The sequence below is a fragment of the Vibrio penaeicida genome (assembly GCF_019977755.1).
GTDB classification, from domain to species: domain Bacteria; phylum Pseudomonadota; class Gammaproteobacteria; order Enterobacterales; family Vibrionaceae; genus Vibrio; species Vibrio penaeicida.
The window spans coordinates 312,242-329,546 of the sequence record NZ_AP025144.1; the positions used below are offsets into that span (position 1 = coordinate 312,242).

General features: G+C 47.1%; 23 protein-coding genes. 1 reads left to right on the plus strand and 22 read right to left on the minus strand.

All coding sequences use genetic code 11. The features are described 5' to 3' along the window. Positions 1 to 3: 3 nt before the first annotated feature. The 19 genes from LDO37_RS01400 to LDO37_RS01490 all read right to left on the minus strand — a co-directional run bounded on the left by LDO37_RS01400 (position 4) and on the right by LDO37_RS01490 (position 15,930). Positions 4 to 483, minus strand: a complete 480-nt coding sequence (locus tag LDO37_RS01400; protein WP_101111243.1) for an MgtC/SapB family protein — start codon at positions 481 to 483, stop codon at positions 4 to 6. 164 nt (positions 484 to 647) lie between these two features. Further along, entirely contained in the window at positions 648 to 2,423 is a 1,776-nt protein-coding gene (locus LDO37_RS01405; protein WP_224055303.1) for a hypothetical protein, read from the minus strand. A gap of 51 nt (positions 2,424 to 2,474) precedes the next feature. Beyond that, positions 2,475 to 3,062 carry a YmfQ family protein gene (locus LDO37_RS01410; protein ID WP_126609512.1) on the minus strand — a complete coding sequence of 196 codons (588 nt, stop codon included), beginning with the start codon at positions 3,060 to 3,062 and terminating at the stop codon, positions 2,475 to 2,477. Then, on the minus strand, positions 3,047 to 4,114 hold the full coding sequence (locus LDO37_RS01415; protein WP_126609511.1) for a baseplate J/gp47 family protein: 1,068 nt from the start codon (positions 4,112 to 4,114) through the stop codon (positions 3,047 to 3,049). The genes LDO37_RS01410 and LDO37_RS01415 overlap by 16 nt, the downstream gene beginning before the upstream one ends. After that, entirely contained in the window at positions 4,104 to 4,556 is a 453-nt protein-coding gene (locus LDO37_RS01420; protein WP_126609510.1) for a phage GP46 family protein, read from the minus strand. Before LDO37_RS01420 ends, LDO37_RS01415 begins: the two co-directional genes overlap by 11 nt. A 2-nt stretch (positions 4,557 to 4,558) precedes the next feature. Further along, positions 4,559 to 5,164, minus strand: coding sequence for a phage baseplate assembly protein V (locus LDO37_RS01425; RefSeq protein WP_126609509.1), 606 nt, complete (start codon positions 5,162 to 5,164; stop codon positions 4,559 to 4,561). Continuing rightward, a complete protein-coding gene (locus tag LDO37_RS01430) occupies positions 5,158 to 6,234 on the minus strand; it encodes a phage baseplate assembly protein (RefSeq protein ID WP_126609508.1) in 1,077 nt (358 codons plus the stop codon). Before LDO37_RS01430 ends, LDO37_RS01425 begins: the two co-directional genes overlap by 7 nt. Further along, positions 6,227 to 7,546 (minus strand): DNA circularization protein, encoded by a 1,320-nt coding sequence (locus LDO37_RS01435; protein ID WP_126609507.1) that lies wholly within the window; start codon positions 7,544 to 7,546, stop codon positions 6,227 to 6,229. Before LDO37_RS01435 ends, LDO37_RS01430 begins: the two co-directional genes overlap by 8 nt. 11 nt (positions 7,547 to 7,557) lie before the next feature. Beyond that, positions 7,558 to 9,357, minus strand: coding sequence for a phage tail tape measure protein (locus tag LDO37_RS01440; protein WP_126609506.1), 1,800 nt, complete (start codon positions 9,355 to 9,357; stop codon positions 7,558 to 7,560). A 125-nt stretch (positions 9,358 to 9,482) separates the two neighbouring features. After that, on the minus strand, positions 9,483 to 9,827 hold the full coding sequence (locus tag LDO37_RS01445; RefSeq protein WP_126609505.1) for a phage tail assembly protein: 345 nt from the start codon (positions 9,825 to 9,827) through the stop codon (positions 9,483 to 9,485). Next, on the minus strand, positions 9,827 to 10,180 hold the full coding sequence (locus tag LDO37_RS01450; protein ID WP_126609504.1) for a phage tail tube protein: 354 nt from the start codon (positions 10,178 to 10,180) through the stop codon (positions 9,827 to 9,829). Before LDO37_RS01450 ends, LDO37_RS01445 begins: the two co-directional genes overlap by 1 nt. A gap of 15 nt (positions 10,181 to 10,195) precedes the next feature. Next, complete coding sequence (locus LDO37_RS01455; RefSeq protein ID WP_126609503.1) at positions 10,196 to 11,674, minus strand: phage tail sheath subtilisin-like domain-containing protein; 1,479 nt, start codon at positions 11,672 to 11,674, stop codon at positions 10,196 to 10,198. A 2-nt stretch (positions 11,675 to 11,676) separates the two neighbouring features. Further along, positions 11,677 to 11,886: a DUF2635 domain-containing protein gene (locus LDO37_RS01460; RefSeq protein ID WP_126609502.1), complete on the minus strand. Its 210-nt coding sequence runs from the start codon at positions 11,884 to 11,886 to the stop codon at positions 11,677 to 11,679. Between the two features lie 15 nt (positions 11,887 to 11,901). After that, positions 11,902 to 12,492: a hypothetical protein gene (locus LDO37_RS01465; protein WP_126609501.1), complete on the minus strand. Its 591-nt coding sequence runs from the start codon at positions 12,490 to 12,492 to the stop codon at positions 11,902 to 11,904. Next, positions 12,485 to 13,030 (minus strand): phage virion morphogenesis protein, encoded by a 546-nt coding sequence (locus LDO37_RS01470; RefSeq protein ID WP_126609500.1) that lies wholly within the window; start codon positions 13,028 to 13,030, stop codon positions 12,485 to 12,487. The genes LDO37_RS01465 and LDO37_RS01470 overlap by 8 nt, the downstream gene beginning before the upstream one ends. After that, positions 13,030 to 13,464 carry a gp436 family protein gene (locus LDO37_RS01475; RefSeq protein WP_126609499.1) on the minus strand — a complete coding sequence of 145 codons (435 nt, stop codon included), beginning with the start codon at positions 13,462 to 13,464 and terminating at the stop codon, positions 13,030 to 13,032. Before LDO37_RS01475 ends, LDO37_RS01470 begins: the two co-directional genes overlap by 1 nt. Before the next feature lie 24 nt (positions 13,465 to 13,488). Beyond that, on the minus strand, positions 13,489 to 13,965 hold the full coding sequence (locus LDO37_RS01480) for a hypothetical protein (protein WP_224055306.1): 477 nt from the start codon (positions 13,963 to 13,965) through the stop codon (positions 13,489 to 13,491). Positions 13,966 to 14,026: 61 nt separating this feature from the next. Then, entirely contained in the window at positions 14,027 to 14,923 is an 897-nt protein-coding gene (locus LDO37_RS01485; RefSeq protein WP_126608023.1) for a Mu-like prophage major head subunit gpT family protein, read from the minus strand. Positions 14,924 to 14,925: 2 nt separating this feature from the next. After that, positions 14,926 to 15,930 carry a phage protease gene (locus LDO37_RS01490; protein ID WP_126608024.1) on the minus strand — a complete coding sequence of 335 codons (1,005 nt, stop codon included), beginning with the start codon at positions 15,928 to 15,930 and terminating at the stop codon, positions 14,926 to 14,928. Positions 15,931 to 16,010: 80 nt separating this feature from the next. On the opposite strand from LDO37_RS01490, the gene LDO37_RS01495 reads away from it, so the two are divergent. Then, complete coding sequence (locus LDO37_RS01495) at positions 16,011 to 16,151, plus strand: hypothetical protein (protein WP_185829819.1); 141 nt, start codon at positions 16,011 to 16,013, stop codon at positions 16,149 to 16,151. A 133-nt stretch (positions 16,152 to 16,284) separates the two neighbouring features. Here LDO37_RS01495 and LDO37_RS01500 read toward each other — a convergent pair whose 3' ends face one another. The 3 genes from LDO37_RS01500 to LDO37_RS01510 are packed head-to-tail and all read right to left on the minus strand — an operon-like array spanning position 16,285 to position 17,299. Next, complete coding sequence (locus LDO37_RS01500; protein ID WP_126608025.1) at positions 16,285 to 16,467, minus strand: hypothetical protein; 183 nt, start codon at positions 16,465 to 16,467, stop codon at positions 16,285 to 16,287. After that, positions 16,467 to 17,054: a hypothetical protein gene (locus tag LDO37_RS01505; RefSeq protein ID WP_126608026.1), complete on the minus strand. Its 588-nt coding sequence runs from the start codon at positions 17,052 to 17,054 to the stop codon at positions 16,467 to 16,469. The genes LDO37_RS01500 and LDO37_RS01505 overlap by 1 nt, the downstream gene beginning before the upstream one ends. Beyond that, the gene (locus tag LDO37_RS01510; protein ID WP_126608027.1) at positions 17,051 to 17,299 is read right to left on the minus strand and encodes a hypothetical protein; all 249 of its coding nucleotides are present in this window, start codon (positions 17,297 to 17,299) and stop codon (positions 17,051 to 17,053) included. The genes LDO37_RS01505 and LDO37_RS01510 overlap by 4 nt, the downstream gene beginning before the upstream one ends. Positions 17,300 to 17,305: the final 6 nt, after the last annotated feature.

The following is a 17,305-nucleotide window of genomic DNA, read 5'->3' on the forward strand; positions in this document are numbered from 1 at the left end:
GCTTTATTTCTTACTCCGTTTCCCCATTGTTTGATGGACACCTCGGCGCAAGCTCCTAAAACTGCTTTCCAGCTTATCGACACCGAGCAAAATGGAAAGCATTAGGATCGTGACAAGTATTGCTTGTTGACCAAACCCTAACCCAGTCATGAGTCCAAGTGCCGCTAGTACCCATATAATGGACGCGGAGGTGACGCCGTGGATCTTCCCATCCAGTGTCATCATAACCCCAGCCCCTAAAAATCCTACCCCAGTAATAATCTGCCCAAGTACACGAGCGTGATCCAAACTGTTGGGGGAAAGGTGTACCGCCAGCGACATGAAAAAATAGGTTCCAGAAATGATCAGAATAGACGTACGTATTCCAACTGGCTTTCCACGTGTTTGGCGTTCAATTCCAATAAGAGAGCCACATACGGTGCAGCAAAGTAGGTCCCACCAAGAAAATGGTCCCAAGTCTAACCAATTTGAAATTTCAATCATGTAATGCACTCCAGAATAAAGTGCAAATATGGGGTTAAAATTTCTTTATTTCACTAGGCTTTTTAATGAATTATTTTTATGGAAATAACAATGTAGCGCGCCGCGAAAAGTGAGCAGCGAATACTACAAAAATGAGCACTGCGGGGAGTGCTCATTTTGATAGTCTAGAGGAATGTGGTTTTCTTTACCGGATTGGGAGTCAAAACGAGGTTACCACTATTATCAACTTGAAGACGGAACTCTCCTCCATTGGGATTAGTCAAAATAGGACCAACCCCATTCTTCCACACAAAATCACCGCCAACAAAATCACCGCCACGAGAAGGAAAGCAAGTCATGAATGTGCCATTAGCAGCAACATGTCTAATGCGAACTTTTCGATTATCAGAAAAGGAAAGAAGAAGCTTATAACCGCGGATGTTAGTTCTAATGTCTGTCCCATTGTTCTCATCAAAACGAAAGAATGCTTCGCTGTCAGATGGCTCGCTAGAGGCAACATTCTCATAACCACCACCATCATCAACTTGAATGGTAATAGAATCAGGTAAAAACCCTTCTTCGAACTTAAATGAAACCATGTTCGAAGTAAGAGGAAATTCAGTCAATGACCTAAATTCGATCGTATAAACTGCCAAACCTGTAGTGCCAGTAGAAGTTAAGGAAAGAAAAGATTCATTTTCTTGCTCTATGCTTTGAAGATCTCCGGACTGAACAATAGTCCTATCTCCGGAAACAGTCTCGGATGTAGAAACTAAAGAGCCCGCTTTTGTAGACCAATGAGCCAATACATTATCTTGATGACCAAGATATGAACGCTCCCACGCAGAAATCCAAACATTAGATATTGAGCTATCCTGATAGGATATATAGCGATTTCTATATCCATTATCCTGCTTCTGAGTCGAAAGTGGAGAAGAATGAACGGTATTGTCATGAGACTGGTTATCAAACTTAACCTGAGGTCCTGGAGACGCTTGAGAGTTCCAATCGTAAATAAAAATATGATAATGATTGTATGCACCAGCGTTGATCTCTATGCCTTTTGTTGGGCTTCTTCCGCGTCCAGCACCATACTGAAAAGTACCTTCAATAGTGTTATTAGAAACTTCTGCACCATTCAAAGCATCATCGACCAGATACTCATCACAACTAGCAAGCGTAACATGTTCTATTGTGTTAGCAGTAACCCAACTATCACTTAAAACCGACTCATCTGCCACATGACGAATACCACGGATAAATCTACCAATAAACTTACCAATCCGAGTAAAGTGAATATAAGAACGACCATCGCCACCATCTTCTGTAGCATCATAAATTAGACCACCGGCAATTTTTAAATAACTACCTCCTATGATCTCAAGAGTTTCAATATTTGGCGCGGTATTTGACTCATACTGTAAAGCCCCGGAAAATTTAGCCGGATTATTACAAGAAACGGAAGAGGATGAGCAATCAATCTTAAGATGCCCCTTGGCGTTAAATCCCTCACCAAAAGTAACAAAATCATTACCAGACAACTCAGCCGAAAGAATCAAAGGACTGTCCTTAAAAAAGGTAATATTGCCTTTAAGAGTTACGGGACGAGTAAGTTGCAGAGGGGTCGTGACTACTCCCATCTTTCCTGAGGTTGAAAGCTCGGCAAGAAATAAGTCAAAAGCATCTGAATCATTACCAAATGATTGACTATCAATATAAAAATAGTTTTCAAAAACTTTTTTTAGGGCGTTTGTCAAATTTAAATCTGTATCTGGGTCATATTGAATACCCATTAAAGAAAGAACATTCAAAAACTCGTCAATAACATGGTTAAACCAATCCGCACCTGGATAACTAGGAACGTTGTTTTCACCGGATTCAGTAAAGTAACCAGGCAAGCCAGATACAGGCTTGTTAGCAGGGCGCTCAGTAACTTGAGAGCCATTTTGTAAAGGATGCATTGCGAATCTCCCAATTCAAAAACGATTTAAACGCCTTTCTAAGCGCTTTTACTATTCATTTGCGTAGTAGTACTCGTAATACATTCCAGCTAACTTGTAGCGGTTAAGAGTACATTCAAGAACGCCTGCATCACTTGTTAGCAGCGGCGTTAAAACATCATCAAGACATGTCATGTGCGCACCAGGAATGCCAAATACTGTAATGCGCAAAATGTATCGATATTTCTGTTCCCATAACGGATAAACACAAGAGCGTAAGCAGTGGTGAGGAAACACCTCTTCAACCTTGACGGTAAAACCCAAATCTTCGGCAAGCTTTTGAATGTTCCAAGCTTGCAAACCGCCCTTACGGTGATATTTTTCAACAACGGCAAAGCGGCGATATTCAATATTTGAACTTGGCGCAGCGTTACATTCAGGAAGCCCTAAATACTCTTCCCATTCTGGAAGAAGCTCATACGTCGTTTCAGGGCGCATTTCAAACAGAAGACTGTCTGCACTCGCTTCGACTTGTTCTAAGCGTGGAGCGTATCCCTGAGCGTATTTATACAGGTCTAACGACGTTGCTCTTTGCCACAAAATACCTCTTGGCATCTGTGACATTATCGAGTTAGTCCATTGCTCTACGGTGTGCCCCATGTGATTACTCCTAATGCATGAAGCTCATTAGAAAGAGCAGGCACATCAGCGTTAAGATCTAATGTGTAATCTTCAATACCAGAAACAGAACCAATAGCCGTTCGAACGGAGCTCAATCGCAACGTTGAACCAGGGCTAAGCGTTTTAAAATAACCTTCGATGCTAGATTGCACGCTTTGTCTAAGCTCTGTGTTGTCTGGTGAAATATTGATGCTCAGATCGGTTGTCTTAAGTTGCAACGGAATATAAACCGCTTCAATGCCACCTGGACGACCTACATCCGTTCCCGTTGCAGGGTCACTATGACGATAAATGTAATTAGCCATCGCCACTTGGTCTTGATAGGTTGGCAAAATATCGGAGCGGTCATCGAATACAAATGCATAGCCAACCGTTGCAGGACCTTGATATAAATCTTCAGCCCAAGCGCGTGTCACACCTGCAACTTCACGACACCAAGCAACATAATCATGAACAGCGCCGCCCATCGGTGGATTGCGCTTGCGAAATAGCAAACGTTCTAATACAGAAGCAACAGACTCAGTATCTGCACCACCTGTGATGCCGTCACAAATACCATTTGGCTGCACACCAGGAACCGTAGAAACCAGCGTAAGCGTTTCGCCTTGAGCAAGGTTGCCAGCAGAGCCACTTTCTTCTGCTTCAACATCCACCGTCACACTGCCACCGGATGGCGCATTAGATGCAGCCACTCGATATAAGCGACCATCTGAATGCGTCATCACAGTGTCAATGGGAATAGGAACGCTGCCAACAAACGTAACAGGTCCAGAAGCATTAGATGCAAGCTTTTGTATCACGCCTTCGTAACGAGCTGTGTCTATGATTGTTTGGTCTTCAGATTCTGTTGACGGGATGATTTGACGAACAATCCAAGTCTGATAATCGTAGATATCACGCATGCTTCCGCTGACGGCAGCATTTAGCGCTTGCTCGATACCAAACTTGGGTAAAACCGCATCTAAAGAGGCTTCAATGTCGATTAAACCGCTTTCAATAAGCTGTCTTAGCGTAGGAACGTTAAACGGCACGTTGCGCCTCCCATAACTTAGAAACCGACAGAGAAAGCACTTCACCGTCAGGTTTAGCAATGATGATATTCAAGGCGAGGGTTTGAAATTGAGGAATAGAGCCTGTCACAGTAATGCTTGACGCAAGAGGTCCTTCCCCTTGGTCTTGAAGCATCCAAGACAATGCATCTTCTGCGTATTTAACTGCACGGTTACGAACATCAGTGGTAAGCTTTTCACGATATAAAAGCCAAAGTTTAGAACCCCATGGCGCATCATAAAAAGTGTCACCTGGCCAACCACGCAAATCACTCGATTGGTCTGGAAGAGTATCGGATTCGTCAGCGCGAGCATCCGTAAAAAGGGAGATCAAAACGAGGGCAGAAATTGTGTCATCGACACTTCCGCCCTCGATAATAACTCCGCTGTTTTTCATCATGTCGAACACGATGCTCACGCTCATATCTAACCCACTGGTGCTGATGTATCCCTATTCTCTGCATCTTTGTGGAAGTGACCTAGATAACTGAATCCGCCAGCGGTTAAATCTGAACCGCTAACAACACTGGAAGAAGTAATGCCACCAGTGGCGAAGATACCTAAATCTGTTGAGATTCCACCTGTCACATGCAAAGGACCTTGAATCAATGTTTCAGGTGAAATAATAGTGAGGGAAGAAGCGGCTTCAAAAATAACGTCGGTTGCTGTAACGATTATCTTGCCGTCTTTGGTGAGGCGTACTTTGTGACCTTCCAAATGATAGAGGAAAACATCGCCAGCTTCACCCTTTGGACGAACTTTTTTATCTTCAACAGCTACAGCAACCAAGTTACCTAGATTACCACCGATAGCCGCAAGAATGGCTTCAGAGCCAACAGGTGGGAACGAACTGCAACCGTAGTTTTGAAAGCGCTCGATGTCATCAACAGATTCATCCGCGTGCATCTTAAGCTGTAAGTTTTGGCGCTGTAAACCTTCGACCACACCAGAAACTACCGCTCTCGTAATTGCACCATTAATACGACGACGAATAGGTGCCAGTAACTTTTGTACAAATCGCTCTGTTACCATTGGCCACCACCTAGCTTCGTTTGCTTTTCTGCTTCAGCAGGAATATCGAATGCATCCGATTTCACCACGCTAACCACCGCCAAACGTCCACTGTCATCTTCGCTAAACATGATCGAGGAAATCATCATCTCTTCATCAATACCTAATATCTCATCGAGAACAGGCACCAATGTGTTGAAGTTCCAAAGCTTGCCCGTTTGCGGAATTCGCCACCCTGTCACCGTGTATTCAGCACCATTCGATTTGGCTAAGCTTCGCTGGCGTTCCCATTGTCCGCGCTTGGCTGCACCTTCTGCCGTGGTAATTTCTTCATTGATGATAATCATTGGACGGTAACGGCTAATCTCTTCGTCTTTCACTTCCGCCTTGATACCGCCAACCGCTGAAAGTGGCGCATCATCCCAACGGCCAAACGAAGCACCATCGGCTTTAACTGTGAAAATGCTATAACGATTACGCCAACTAAAACGGCCACGCGCAGCCTTAACGTTCTCACCAAGAATCAAAGACACACCTGCACGCTCTTTACTTGATCGAGTGATAACTAAATTCCCGTAGGTGTCGCTGGTAAGCAACACGCCACGCTGACGAGCCAGACGAGAAAGCAGTTCATGCGGTGTTTCGCCTTGTTCGATTTGAATGCGAGGGAACGCCGCGCCTACATCCGTATTCACGATCACTTTAATGCCAAAGGGCTTGCAAATCACATTAGCAATCTGCGTTAGCGTTTGGTTGTTGAACTGGCCTGAAGGGTAATCAATAGAGCAATCCACCAAGTCTGCGGTCTTGTCTCGACCACTGACTGAAATAACCACTTGAGTTGCATCGTAGCTCGGCACCCAATCATCCACATAGCCCGTAATCACACGCTCACCGCCAATTTCAACCACACACGGTTGTCCTTGCTTAATCGGGTCCATGAAGGCTTTATACTTATCTTCAGAGCCTTGCCACTTCCAAGTGAGCTCTAAGTCAAACGAACCAGACATCGATTCAATTGAGCGCGTCACGCTAATTTTTGTCCACCCACCGTAAACATTGCCGCCAGCCTTAAGCACAACATCACTCATTGATCACCTCGACCAAATCAGAAGGAAGAATAAACGAAGGGTTAGAAAACCCATTACGACGAACAATGCTTTGACGCATCTCGGTGTTACCTGTTTCTTGCCATGCCACCAAAGACACAGGCACCGTGCTTATCGGCTTGTAGATACTTAACTGAGGCAATAACTCAGCACGAGATCGAGTGTCTTCTAACACAGCCTGGCGTAGCACACGCAGCTGACGCCACACGCTAGAATCGCCAACCTCAACCGCATCAGCAGAAAGGGCAGCAAGCTCATCAGCAATGCCGTAACCAATCTGCTTTAAGCGCTGACCTGTCATAACGGTATTACGCTCAACACCTGAAAGGCTTTCAACCACGTCCACCTGGTCGTTAAGTTCAAAGCTAACATTGGCATTACCCATTGCAGCAGCTTTTGATACAGACGATGAATTTAAAATTAGGCGCTTATAGGCATTCGCATTGTCAAGAATGGCTTGCTGCTTGGCAGGGTTCGCCACCATAGACACTGAACTAGCAAAGCCATTGGCACTATCGATGTTACGACTTAAACCACCTGTAACAGCCAGTTCAGCTCGCATACCATCCCAACGGTTCTGCACGTTCTGATAAACATCGAGGGCGCGAATAGGGTCAGTCACCACGCCTTTCACATCTTCCATTAGCCCCATAGTTTCACGCGCTAACTCACCAGGGTAGGCTAGCAGGTTGCCAATAGAATCTTTGGCGCGCATAAGGCGATCAGTCCATTCACGCAACTCACTAGGCAGTGATGGTAAGCCTCGAGTAAATTCATCTAAGTCATCTAAGAACTGGTCAACCATATCGCCTACACCTTCTGTGGCTGTTTCATCGAAGTCCTCTTCAAAAGCCGCGTTCGCCGCGTCTTGTGACTTTTCAGATTCGGCTTTTACTTGATTGACGGTATCGCTTTTAGCGTTAGGGAATAGGTTTTCACCCACTTCGAAAACTTCAAAGCTAAAGGTCGCTAAGCCATCCGTTTTATTGACTAACTTAAAGCTACCCTTGCCAACTTGAACCTTACGAATACCAAACCAAGGGTGAATCATTTCACAAGGCCCTGGTGCGTTAAGCGCTTCAATGATTTGTTTTAGCTTTTCAAAATAGCCATCACCTACCGTGCGGCCATTAATCATTTCTTGCTGAAGTACTTTACCGTTGTCTTCGGTATAGCCTTGTTCACGCTTAGGGTAAGCATGAGGAATAGCACGGCGACCAAAGTCACCACTTGCATCATCTAGGAAAAATTCAACACCACGAATAGAGGCGGTTAAACGATCTTCAAATGCCATTTAAAGCCCCTTTAATTTGTACCCGTATCTGGGTCGATTTGAATAGTTGGTGAAGAGGAAGTGGCGGTTACTTTTGGTTTGTCGCCTGACAAATCAACTTTTACATTCACTTGCCCACCGATAGGATAGTTAGATTGACTGCTAGGTTGAGCGTAATTACCAGTCAGGTATGAAGAAGGCTCAACGGGTGAACGCTCATAGCTCTTAGGATCAACTCCGTAATACTGAACAGCTTGTTGTTGAGCCTCTTTATCCCCAAGGTAGGCTTTTAACTTAGTGGTAAACTTCCTATCCGCATTTCGGTAACCATCAAACATTGAGTCTAATGTCGTGTCGATAATACTTGCCCCTAGGCTACTTGCCTCATAGGCGACATAAGCCGGAACCGCCATTTTAGCCGCAGCCACCGCAGCCCCTGCTTTGACCCCAGACCTACCTCTTGAAGGATTTGAAGTGCTAGAGCCACCTCCAGCCCCCGCCATACCACCAGCTGGCATGTTTACCACAAAGACAGGCATAGCGCCTAAGTCTTGAAACCCACCTTTGCCGCCTGCACCAGGAACGCCACCTTTACCAAATACGGTCTTAACCGAGGCGGCAATGTCTAATCCCTTTTTAGCCGCAACCAAACCACCGACAACCCATAATGCAGTTTCACCCCACTTCAACCAGTTTTGAATGGTGTCGTCATCAACGCTGTTGATGGCATCCGCAAGCTCTTGAATGGGTTCAGCCAGTCTTTGGTTGGCGAATTTATTGAATGAGTTATTCAGAGAGGTCATTGCGCTGTTTAATGTGGCGGCGTTCTTAGCAGCCGCTTCTTGAGTGGCACCTAACTCACCAGTGCCAGATGTCATTTGTTTAAGAAGATCTTTGTTCTCTTGAGAATAAATTGAAGACAGACCTTGTAATGAAGTCTGGTCGAATACATCGCCTAACTTTAACGGGTCATTCTTTGCGGCATCTAACACTTCAAGTAGCAGCTCCACTGGCTCTCTTAGTTCTCTGGTGCCTTCTTTAAATACAGCGATTCCTTGCTTATCTAAGAACTCCACTTTCTTTTTGTCTGAGAAAGTGGCAAACACGGCTTGAATAGACGTTAGCGATTCGTTGGCGTTACCTTTTGCCTTTGCAAACAACTGAACAAGGGCAGACATTTGTGTAATAGCTTCAGGTCCTTTGGCTTGGTAGGTTGCAAAAAGCTGCTCTGATATCCCCGCTAAATCCTTAACGCTCACACTACCAATAGCGAACTGACCGTACAGTTCGTCAATGGTTTGCATGACCGCTTCTGAATCACGAATGCCTTTCTCTCGGAACTGAGCAAACAATGCACCTGTCGATTCAGCATCAGCGCCAAAGGCTTGCATGAAGACACCCATATTTTCCAAGTTGTCCATAACAAACTCAAGATCACCTGTTTTACCAAGCAAGGTATCAACACCTGAAGCCAGAACGGTAGTGTCTATTCGAACATCTGATTGCGTTGAAAGGTCTTCTACCGACTTGGTTAACACTGCAACCTGTTCGCTAGACAGCTTGGCGTTAGTACCAATACGAACCATCTGAGCATCAAATGCGGCAACGTTGCGCACGGTCGCGCCTGTCACCAGCGCGACTCCCAAACCCACGTATCGATTACCTAAAGCGTCGATACCCCGACCAGCGGCGGCGGTCGAGGTTTTAACCAGTGTCATGGCTTTTTGGTTTTTCTTGGCGAACTCACCCATCGAATTACCATACTGGCGCGCCTTCGCCGCGAGGTTGCCCGCAAGGTTTAAGACAATATCGGTTTCAAGCTTCTGTGCCATGGGTTAGGTCTCTTAGTTTTCGATAGGTTCTGAGCAATCGCCGCAAGGGCATAGTTGATGTGACGCTTAACGGAACTTTTGAACACATTGCCAATTGCAAGTTTTCGCAAATCTCCGGCAGCGCCTTAAGATCGCCCCCTGCTTTCAAGCTCCTTGGCAATCAGTTCATCGAGTTCGCTTGCCTTTTCTTGCAGCAATTTGAAATCGTCCTGGTGCAGTTTTCTTATCTCCTTGATTGAGATAGGTCCTTTCACACTGCCGATGTATTCCACCTGACGAACAAGAAGCTCTAATCCGTAAAGCACATCAGAGGTGTAAGACATAGCCACCCCGTCACTCACGATCACTTTCTCTGCCGCTAACTGCGCATCGATGTAATCACCCGAGCTTAACTCTCTTAGACCAACTTCATGGTGGGCGACATCGCCCACCTTGAAACCATGATCCAGTCCAAAGGTCATGATAGCCATTACACGCGCTCCGCAGGGTTGCCTTCGAACGTGCCCGTGATGTCGCCAGAATCACTGAGCTGGAACGGCGCTTGCGGTGAGGCACCTGTAATCATGTAGTCCACCCCGTTGTCGCCTTCCCACGTTAGCGTGGCGTCGGTGATGTTATTGATGTCCACTACATCGACGTCTTCATCCGCCGCAATCACCACGGAAACCGTGGAAGGCGTGAACTCTTTCGACTTACCCCAAATGCGGTTTGGACCCGCGTGAGAGGTATGGGTAAACCCACCTGGGTTCAAAGTCGAACCCTTCTTTGTTTTGAGTTGCTTGCTGTTGGCGCGAACAACGACTTGACCAAGGATATGTCCCATGGTGCGTACTCCCTATTAAAGTTTGAACTGCATGAGTGCGGCGAAGATACGGAACTGATTCACGATGTCTGGCTTGAACACGCAGTTCAAACGGTTCTGGTCGCTGGTATCTCGATACACTTCTAATGTCTCTTTGAAGCCGTCGAAGTCTTCCATTAACCCCTTGGGCACCCAATCATTATTGGCAAGCTCTAACACGGCATTGCGCATAATCTTGGGTGTCACCACTGGCTGACCAGGGTCAAGGCGATCAAGCACATCGTCACCGGCCAACTTATGGCGAGGGAATCGGTTGGTCACCATGGTTCGAAGTGAGTAACGCAAGTAACCCAATGTCGCTGGCGTCGTGATATCAAGATAGCTTGGGTCTGGGTCGCCATAGGCGTTCTGGCGATACATCGACACTTCACGCTCAATCGCTACTTCATTGCCGGGCGTCACCATGTACGTTGCAATGCCATCATGCAGAAGCAGGTTACGCTCTGTCATATCCCACTGAGCGGTTTTAGCCGGTGGCAATAAACTGGTCAGCACTAACGTTTGAAGAGGGCGAGCAGGGTCAATACCCAATGAATAAGACGCTCGACCTGCGTAAGCGGCAGCAAATTCCCAAGGCGAGTTTGGCGAGCTGTTCGTACCCATACACGTAAACAAGAAGTCATTACGCGCAGAGCCAACCGCACCCGTCTCAGCAAAGGTGCCACGGAACGCAGTGTAAGCAATGCCTTCAATCATCTTGAGTGGACCCCAACGATTCACCAGCTCGTCACGTAGGTCATTCATTGATTGGGTATCGTTAAACGGCATCACGATGTGGTTGTACCATTCGTTCGGAATAGCCGCGATAACCGCGCTCATGTCTGGCGTTCCTGCGCCGCCTGTCATGTCGGTAATCGCAATAGTCACACCACCAGGCAAGAACTCACCGTCGTAGTAGTTGTAGCGGATATCGATATCGTCGCCCGTCATACCCGTCCATTTACACGTAAGCTCTACAATATCGGTAGACGCCGCTTTCAAAGCAGCAGTAACAGGTAGGTTGGTATCAGCGTTCACCTTAGCGATGATGGCCGTCGCAATAGAATCGGCATCGTCTGTGTCTTTCACTGTTACCTGCACGCTAACGCCTGCAATCAATAACGCGATCACACCTGCTTTAACCGTGGTTGTGGTCACGGCAATCTCACCCTTAGCCGCACTTGCAGCCAAGTCAGCCACACCCAATGCATACACGTCTGTATATTCGTTGGTTTTGCGGAACTTCTTAAGCGTAAGAGAGAGCATGGAACCCTTGCCGTAAAGGTCGTCCATTTGGCTTTCACTTGTGGTAATGCGATTCAGCGTAAGTGCATCAGCAGTGCCGGTTGCCAACTGTTGACCAAGGACTAATACTTTCTGAGCCAAAGCGGGTGTGCCTGAATTCGCTTCGCTGTTGTCGATCTCGATATAAACGAGCGGCACTCGAATATCGTTAGGAATAGAGCCCAATGACATGCTTATTCTCCTTTAATGGCTTGCTTAGCCGATGCGTTAGTGGATTTCGTTTTAGCCGGTGCGTCAGCAGTCGCGTTCACTTCAACCACATCACCATCTGCAATGCGTCGCAGCCAATATGAATTTCGTTTAACCTTTTCGCCTTCATCTGAAAGGAAGCCCCCTTCAGGGTTACGAACGGGAATGTCTTTATTGTTCGGTTTTAAAATCATCGTTATGCCCTTGCTTTATTGAGGCAGCTTCACTTCACCATCAATGGTGGGTGCGCCATCTGCGATTTCACCTTTCAAGCCAAAGGTAATGAAGTCATCTAACGTACTGAGATCAATCTCTTCATCTAAGTACCATTGCTGCGACCAAGTGACAGACCAGATAGCAATACCAAGCTTGTCAATTTCACCGCTGTATAAATTGTCACTGCGTACGTTTTCAACGCGACCATAGGATGTTGGTAGTGCGCTTCTATCCACCAGTTCACGCACCAACTTTCCAGCGACCACTTCAGCACGTAGGTCTTTTTCGTAACCAAACTGGTCAGTGGTAAACACATAGGCCACAAGGTTTACGTGACCAATTAAGCGATTACCCACGGTTTCATATTGCGGAACACGCAGGGCAGCAATGCGAACACCACCATCACGGTTAGCCATCCAACGCTTAATATCATCCGCTTTATCAAAGCGCCCAATGTGGCGCTCAACGGTTTGGATCTTTTCTATTTCACGTACACCACCTTCAAGCTTTGGCTTAAGGTACTGAACGATTTCATTCACCGCCCAAACGGTCGAACCACTGGTGGTAAAGTCGGGTCTAGACATTCATTAACTCCTTCCAGAAGTCACCGATAACCGCATACACTTCAGATTGGTTGTCGGTACTTAGCCCTAAGTATTCGCGCTGTGGAATGTTCATCATGCGAGTGAATGCCCCTACAGACTGATAGACCGGAAACGCCAACGCTTTACCAAAGGCTTGTGTGATAAGGCGCGTATGAGCAGAGACTTGAACCGGACCAGAAAAGCCATCTTGATGAACGCCAGCGTAAGCCAATGGCGATCCAATTCGAACTTGGTTGCGTTGCACCTGGTACTGGATGGAGTCCAACAAGTCTCCATCGGCTTGCAACAGAGATTGGTTTCCATGTCGAGTCTTCGCATAACTGCTAGACCAATCATCCCAACGCTGACCATCAGGTGACGTTTTCTCATCGGCGATTCTTCTTCTGGTTTGGCTCTCTACAATTCCACCTAACGAATCAAGCAATTCAACTTTGTGCTTTGGGTCGCTTAGGGTTTCAAGCAGCTGTTGATAGCGCTCAAGCTCTTGCGTTCCCGTTACTTGAACACCAATCGACATTACAAGACGCCTCTCAAACTTTTGCGGGTGAACTGGCGCTCGTTCTCTTGGATCAGTTCAACCTTGCCCACACTGCTTTCGGTTGGCGTTTCAATGGTTGGCAAGCCGAGTTCGCGCTTGCCATTGGCAATTTCACGCAGGGTTTCAAGCTGCATCTTGTAGCGCTCTTCTAGTAGGTTCGTGGCTTGTTGGTCACGGTCGGCTAACCAGTAGAACGCAATAGTGATGGCAACCTTATTCAACATGCCTGGCACAGTCGGGAGTGGCAGAACATAACGACGACCTAAGAAAGAGTTAATCTCTTCATCGGCTTGGTCTAATGCCTGGTTAATCCAAACATCGTTGAGCTCGCCTGTGGCGCGGTCCACCGCAACGTTCCACAGCATCTGCTCATCACGATCAAGTAGGTCTTGCTTGGTTGCGTAAGTTGCCATCGTATTTACTACCTTTTAAAAACGTTATTGCTGCATGTCTTGAAGATCGAGTACGTCTTCAGGCTCAACCACTTCGACCGTCAGGTTCGGCTCGTCGTGTACTCGCTTCGCCTTTTCAGGAGAGAGGAACACCACGTACTCTGGCTCATAATTCGGCGCAGAAACTCGGTCAGACGCATCCGGCTCTTTGTCCACCACAAGCACCAGCTTTTCTTGGAGACGATGGAACTGAACGCCTGAGCGCCAAAACCCCGCATCTGATTTAGCGCATACTTTGAAAGCGCCAAGAATACAGACAGCACCAACGCCATCCCCAGAGCCATCCCCAGAGCCCACCCCATCACCTTTCTTTTCCACCAATTGTTCAATTTGATTACCTTTTTTTTCGGTTTCTACCTTAGCCTTTGCTAATGCTTCCTGTTCGGCTTTCTCTTTAGTGGTGGCGGTATTTCCTTCCACTTTTCCAGCCTTTCTAGTTGTTGGTTTTTTAGTTCCACTCACTGCGAACTCCTTTAAACGAAGTTTGAATGGCGGTATGACTACCGCCAATCTGTTTTATGGGTTAGGCGATGAAGGGAGACACGATCACTTCTACATCTTGGTAATACACATTGGTATCACCGCCTTCAATCAGCATTCGCTCAATCAGCTTCTTCGCTGCCGCTCGGTTTGCATAGCCAACCACAAGCGTGGTAGGGCGAACGCCAAGAGGCACACCATCGGCACGTTTCATTCCGCCAAGCAATTTCACCGCCGCTTCATAGTTCGCTTCCGTCAGCGCCGCTTTAGAGCCAATGGCTAACTGAGGGAAAGAGAAGCCCACTTCACAACGCCCATCTGTACCCGCTGCAAACTTGTTGTTGAACCAGGTGTATTCTTCGGTCGGGTTCATGTTTTTAAACGTGAACGGACGACGGTTCTGATACACGATAGGTTTCAGTGTTTGTGAGTTATCAAGTAAGAACCAAGGCGAACCTGTATCGGTTGCAGGATCGCCCACCACGTTCGAGAACGTTGAAGCAGGTGTGGTATCTAATGGGTGGTCGGTATCAAAGTAGTTCTGCCCGTCATAACAAAGCGTGTTAAAGCCTGCCGCCAGTAATGGGTAGGAAAGCTTGTCTGGGAACATGGTGACCTGATCACCAAAACGCTCTGCCAATACGGAGTACTGACCGATTTGGTCATCTTCAACATTTTCACGGCTGATAGAGATGGAGCTTTCAAACGTCTTGTTGGTAATGGCGTAACCATGCTTACCCACATCAGCCAGCTGGCGGTCACCCACCCACTCTTTAATCTCTGGCAGGTCTTTCAACCACCCGTAGAAGTTAGAAGCACCAGAAGAGGGCACTTCAGTCGCAATCTTGTCCCATTGTGGGTTTGCTCGTGAAACCCCTTTCACGAACGAGGCGTTCATTGATACAAACAACGCTTCAATAATTTGAGCTTCAGTCGCCATGATTACGCGTCCTTATTCAGTTCTTGGTTAGACGCGATAGAGTGCTTTGATGCTAGGAACTCTTTTTCGGTCAAATTCATCTTGCGACACATCGCAAGCTCGTCTTTATCTAACTGGCTTCCACCTTCAACTTTTGGCTTCGCTACCTGAGCGTTGGTGGCAATGGATGGGGCCGTCTTTACAAACGCTTCGAACTGCTCAACACCGCCTTCAGCGCGACACATACCAACGAACATGTCTTTGTTCGCAGGCGCAATCTTGCCTTCATCAATCGCCGCCTGAACCAAGCCATCGACTTTCTGATCGTCAATCTCTTTCAACTTAGCTTCAGCCGTGGTGGCGCGGTTAAGTGCAACCGTGTGCGTTTCAATTGGGATGAACTTAGTTAAGTCCGGAGTGGTGGCACGGTTTAGCGCAATGTCTTTCTCAGACTTGAGTGAATTAATTGCGACAACACCTTGCTCTTCGGTCGCGTCTTCGGCTAAGCCAAGCGCGGCTGCAATCAGCTGTGGAAGCTTCATGTCGGTTTCCTCTTGTCGATTAAGGGCAGGTACATAAAAGTTAGGTTTGTTGGTTAAGCCAGCGCTGCTCATGGCAGTAATGACACCATCAGAGTCGTAATGAAAAGCAGGGGAGTAATAGAGGTAACGCTTATCTTCAATGAGCCAGCGACCTTGGTAATTCCAATCCACCTCTGCCCAAATCTCACCGTCTCGGTTCTCTAGCGCCAATATCCAACCATAGGCTTCTGCCTGCTCACCTTCAGGCGCTTTGATTTCTGTTGCGTGCTCCAAATCAAAGGGAAGCTTAGTGTCGAAAGCGCTTACGACTCCGTCGGGGTCACTGTTTAGCCACATACGCCCATCGCGTCCTTTGGCTTCACCTTTGGGGATCATCGGTATCCAGACCGTAATGTTTTTTTCCGGGTCGTCTTCTTGCTTCTTCCCCAAACCATCGATAACAGTTTGGGAAAGGTTAAAGCACACCGCTAAGTGGGTTTTCTTCATTACTGACTCCATAAATCAAAACTTACATAACAACCTCCTTATTGGATTAGTTGACATGTACTCGTTTCGTGGAGTTAAGAATGCAAAAAAAAAGCAACCGACGTGGAATAACGTCGATTGCTCTATTTGAGAGGGGGGAGGAAATGAAATGCTTCCTCGAAGGTGTTAAAGATTACCCGAAAAAATCCGCTTATCAAGTCGACTGGCGCATTGTTAGCTAAAATAGTTCACCAAACCATGTTTAAACACCGTTTAAATCGCACCAGATTTGTTAGAACTTTTTTAATTAAAACTTTCCACCTGCACAACCTTAAAATCTCTTAGAGCGCAATACAGCAGCAAAAAACAAAATCCTCACTCTCCCTCTTCTTCCTGTATCCAGTGCACTTCCTTATGCGCATTCATCTCTTGCTCTGTCATGGTCCCCTCTCCGCAAATAAGATATTCGGTTTTGTCATGATTACACGGTGCATGTGGGTGGTGAGCAGCCCACTTAACGTGGAATTCTTCGGCGGTCACAAATTGGTATCTGAGCATTAGGGCAGTTCCTGTACAAAAGAGGAGGGTTGAAAGTTGTATCCTTGGGCGTCATTGTTGCCCAGCGAATCCTCGAACACTAACGATGGGTAGGCATTGGTGTCCATCCTGTATTTCGCCACCCCCACAATCTGGCACTCTCGAAAATAAGCATTCACGCGCTTTCCAGCACTCACGCTCAGCCCTCCCAGCTCCAACACCCCATGAAAAGAGGCACTTAGCCTGACGACCAGCTCATGCCATTGGTTGTCTTCTGGAAGGGCGGTCACCCCGCTCACAACGGGCACACCGTCAAACTCCGCTGTGACGCCAGCCAGCTTAAACACCCGACCATTATTCCCGGTATCCACTGACACACTGTAGTCGCTTGCCCCAAGAAACCGCTTGTATGGACCATTGACTATCCGGTTCGTATTGAACGAAATGACCAATTGCTGCCCCGCCGAATAAGACGCGGCAGGAAGCGCTATGTAGCTATTGCCATCAAAGTACGTGTAATAGCGGCGGACACCTTGAGAAGTAGCGCCAAGCTGGGCAGGCTGTCCATAACCCTGCGTTCGCCCACTTTCATCAAACTCATAAATCATTGCGGGGTCACTCCTAATGTAGGGACGCCCGATAGCGCCTTACCCCAAATCGCCTGACCGCTCGTCAGGTCATAGTGATAACGCCGCTTCGACACAATGGGGTCGCCCTCTACGTTAACGCTTGGCTGTGTGGCGGCTTCGACCACCTCAACATGGTAGAGAGTGCGATTAACGAACGACCCAACCAGTCCGATACTGATTTGACGGTATTCGTGTGTAGAGAGCTCGACGGGTTGCGTATCCATGTGTTT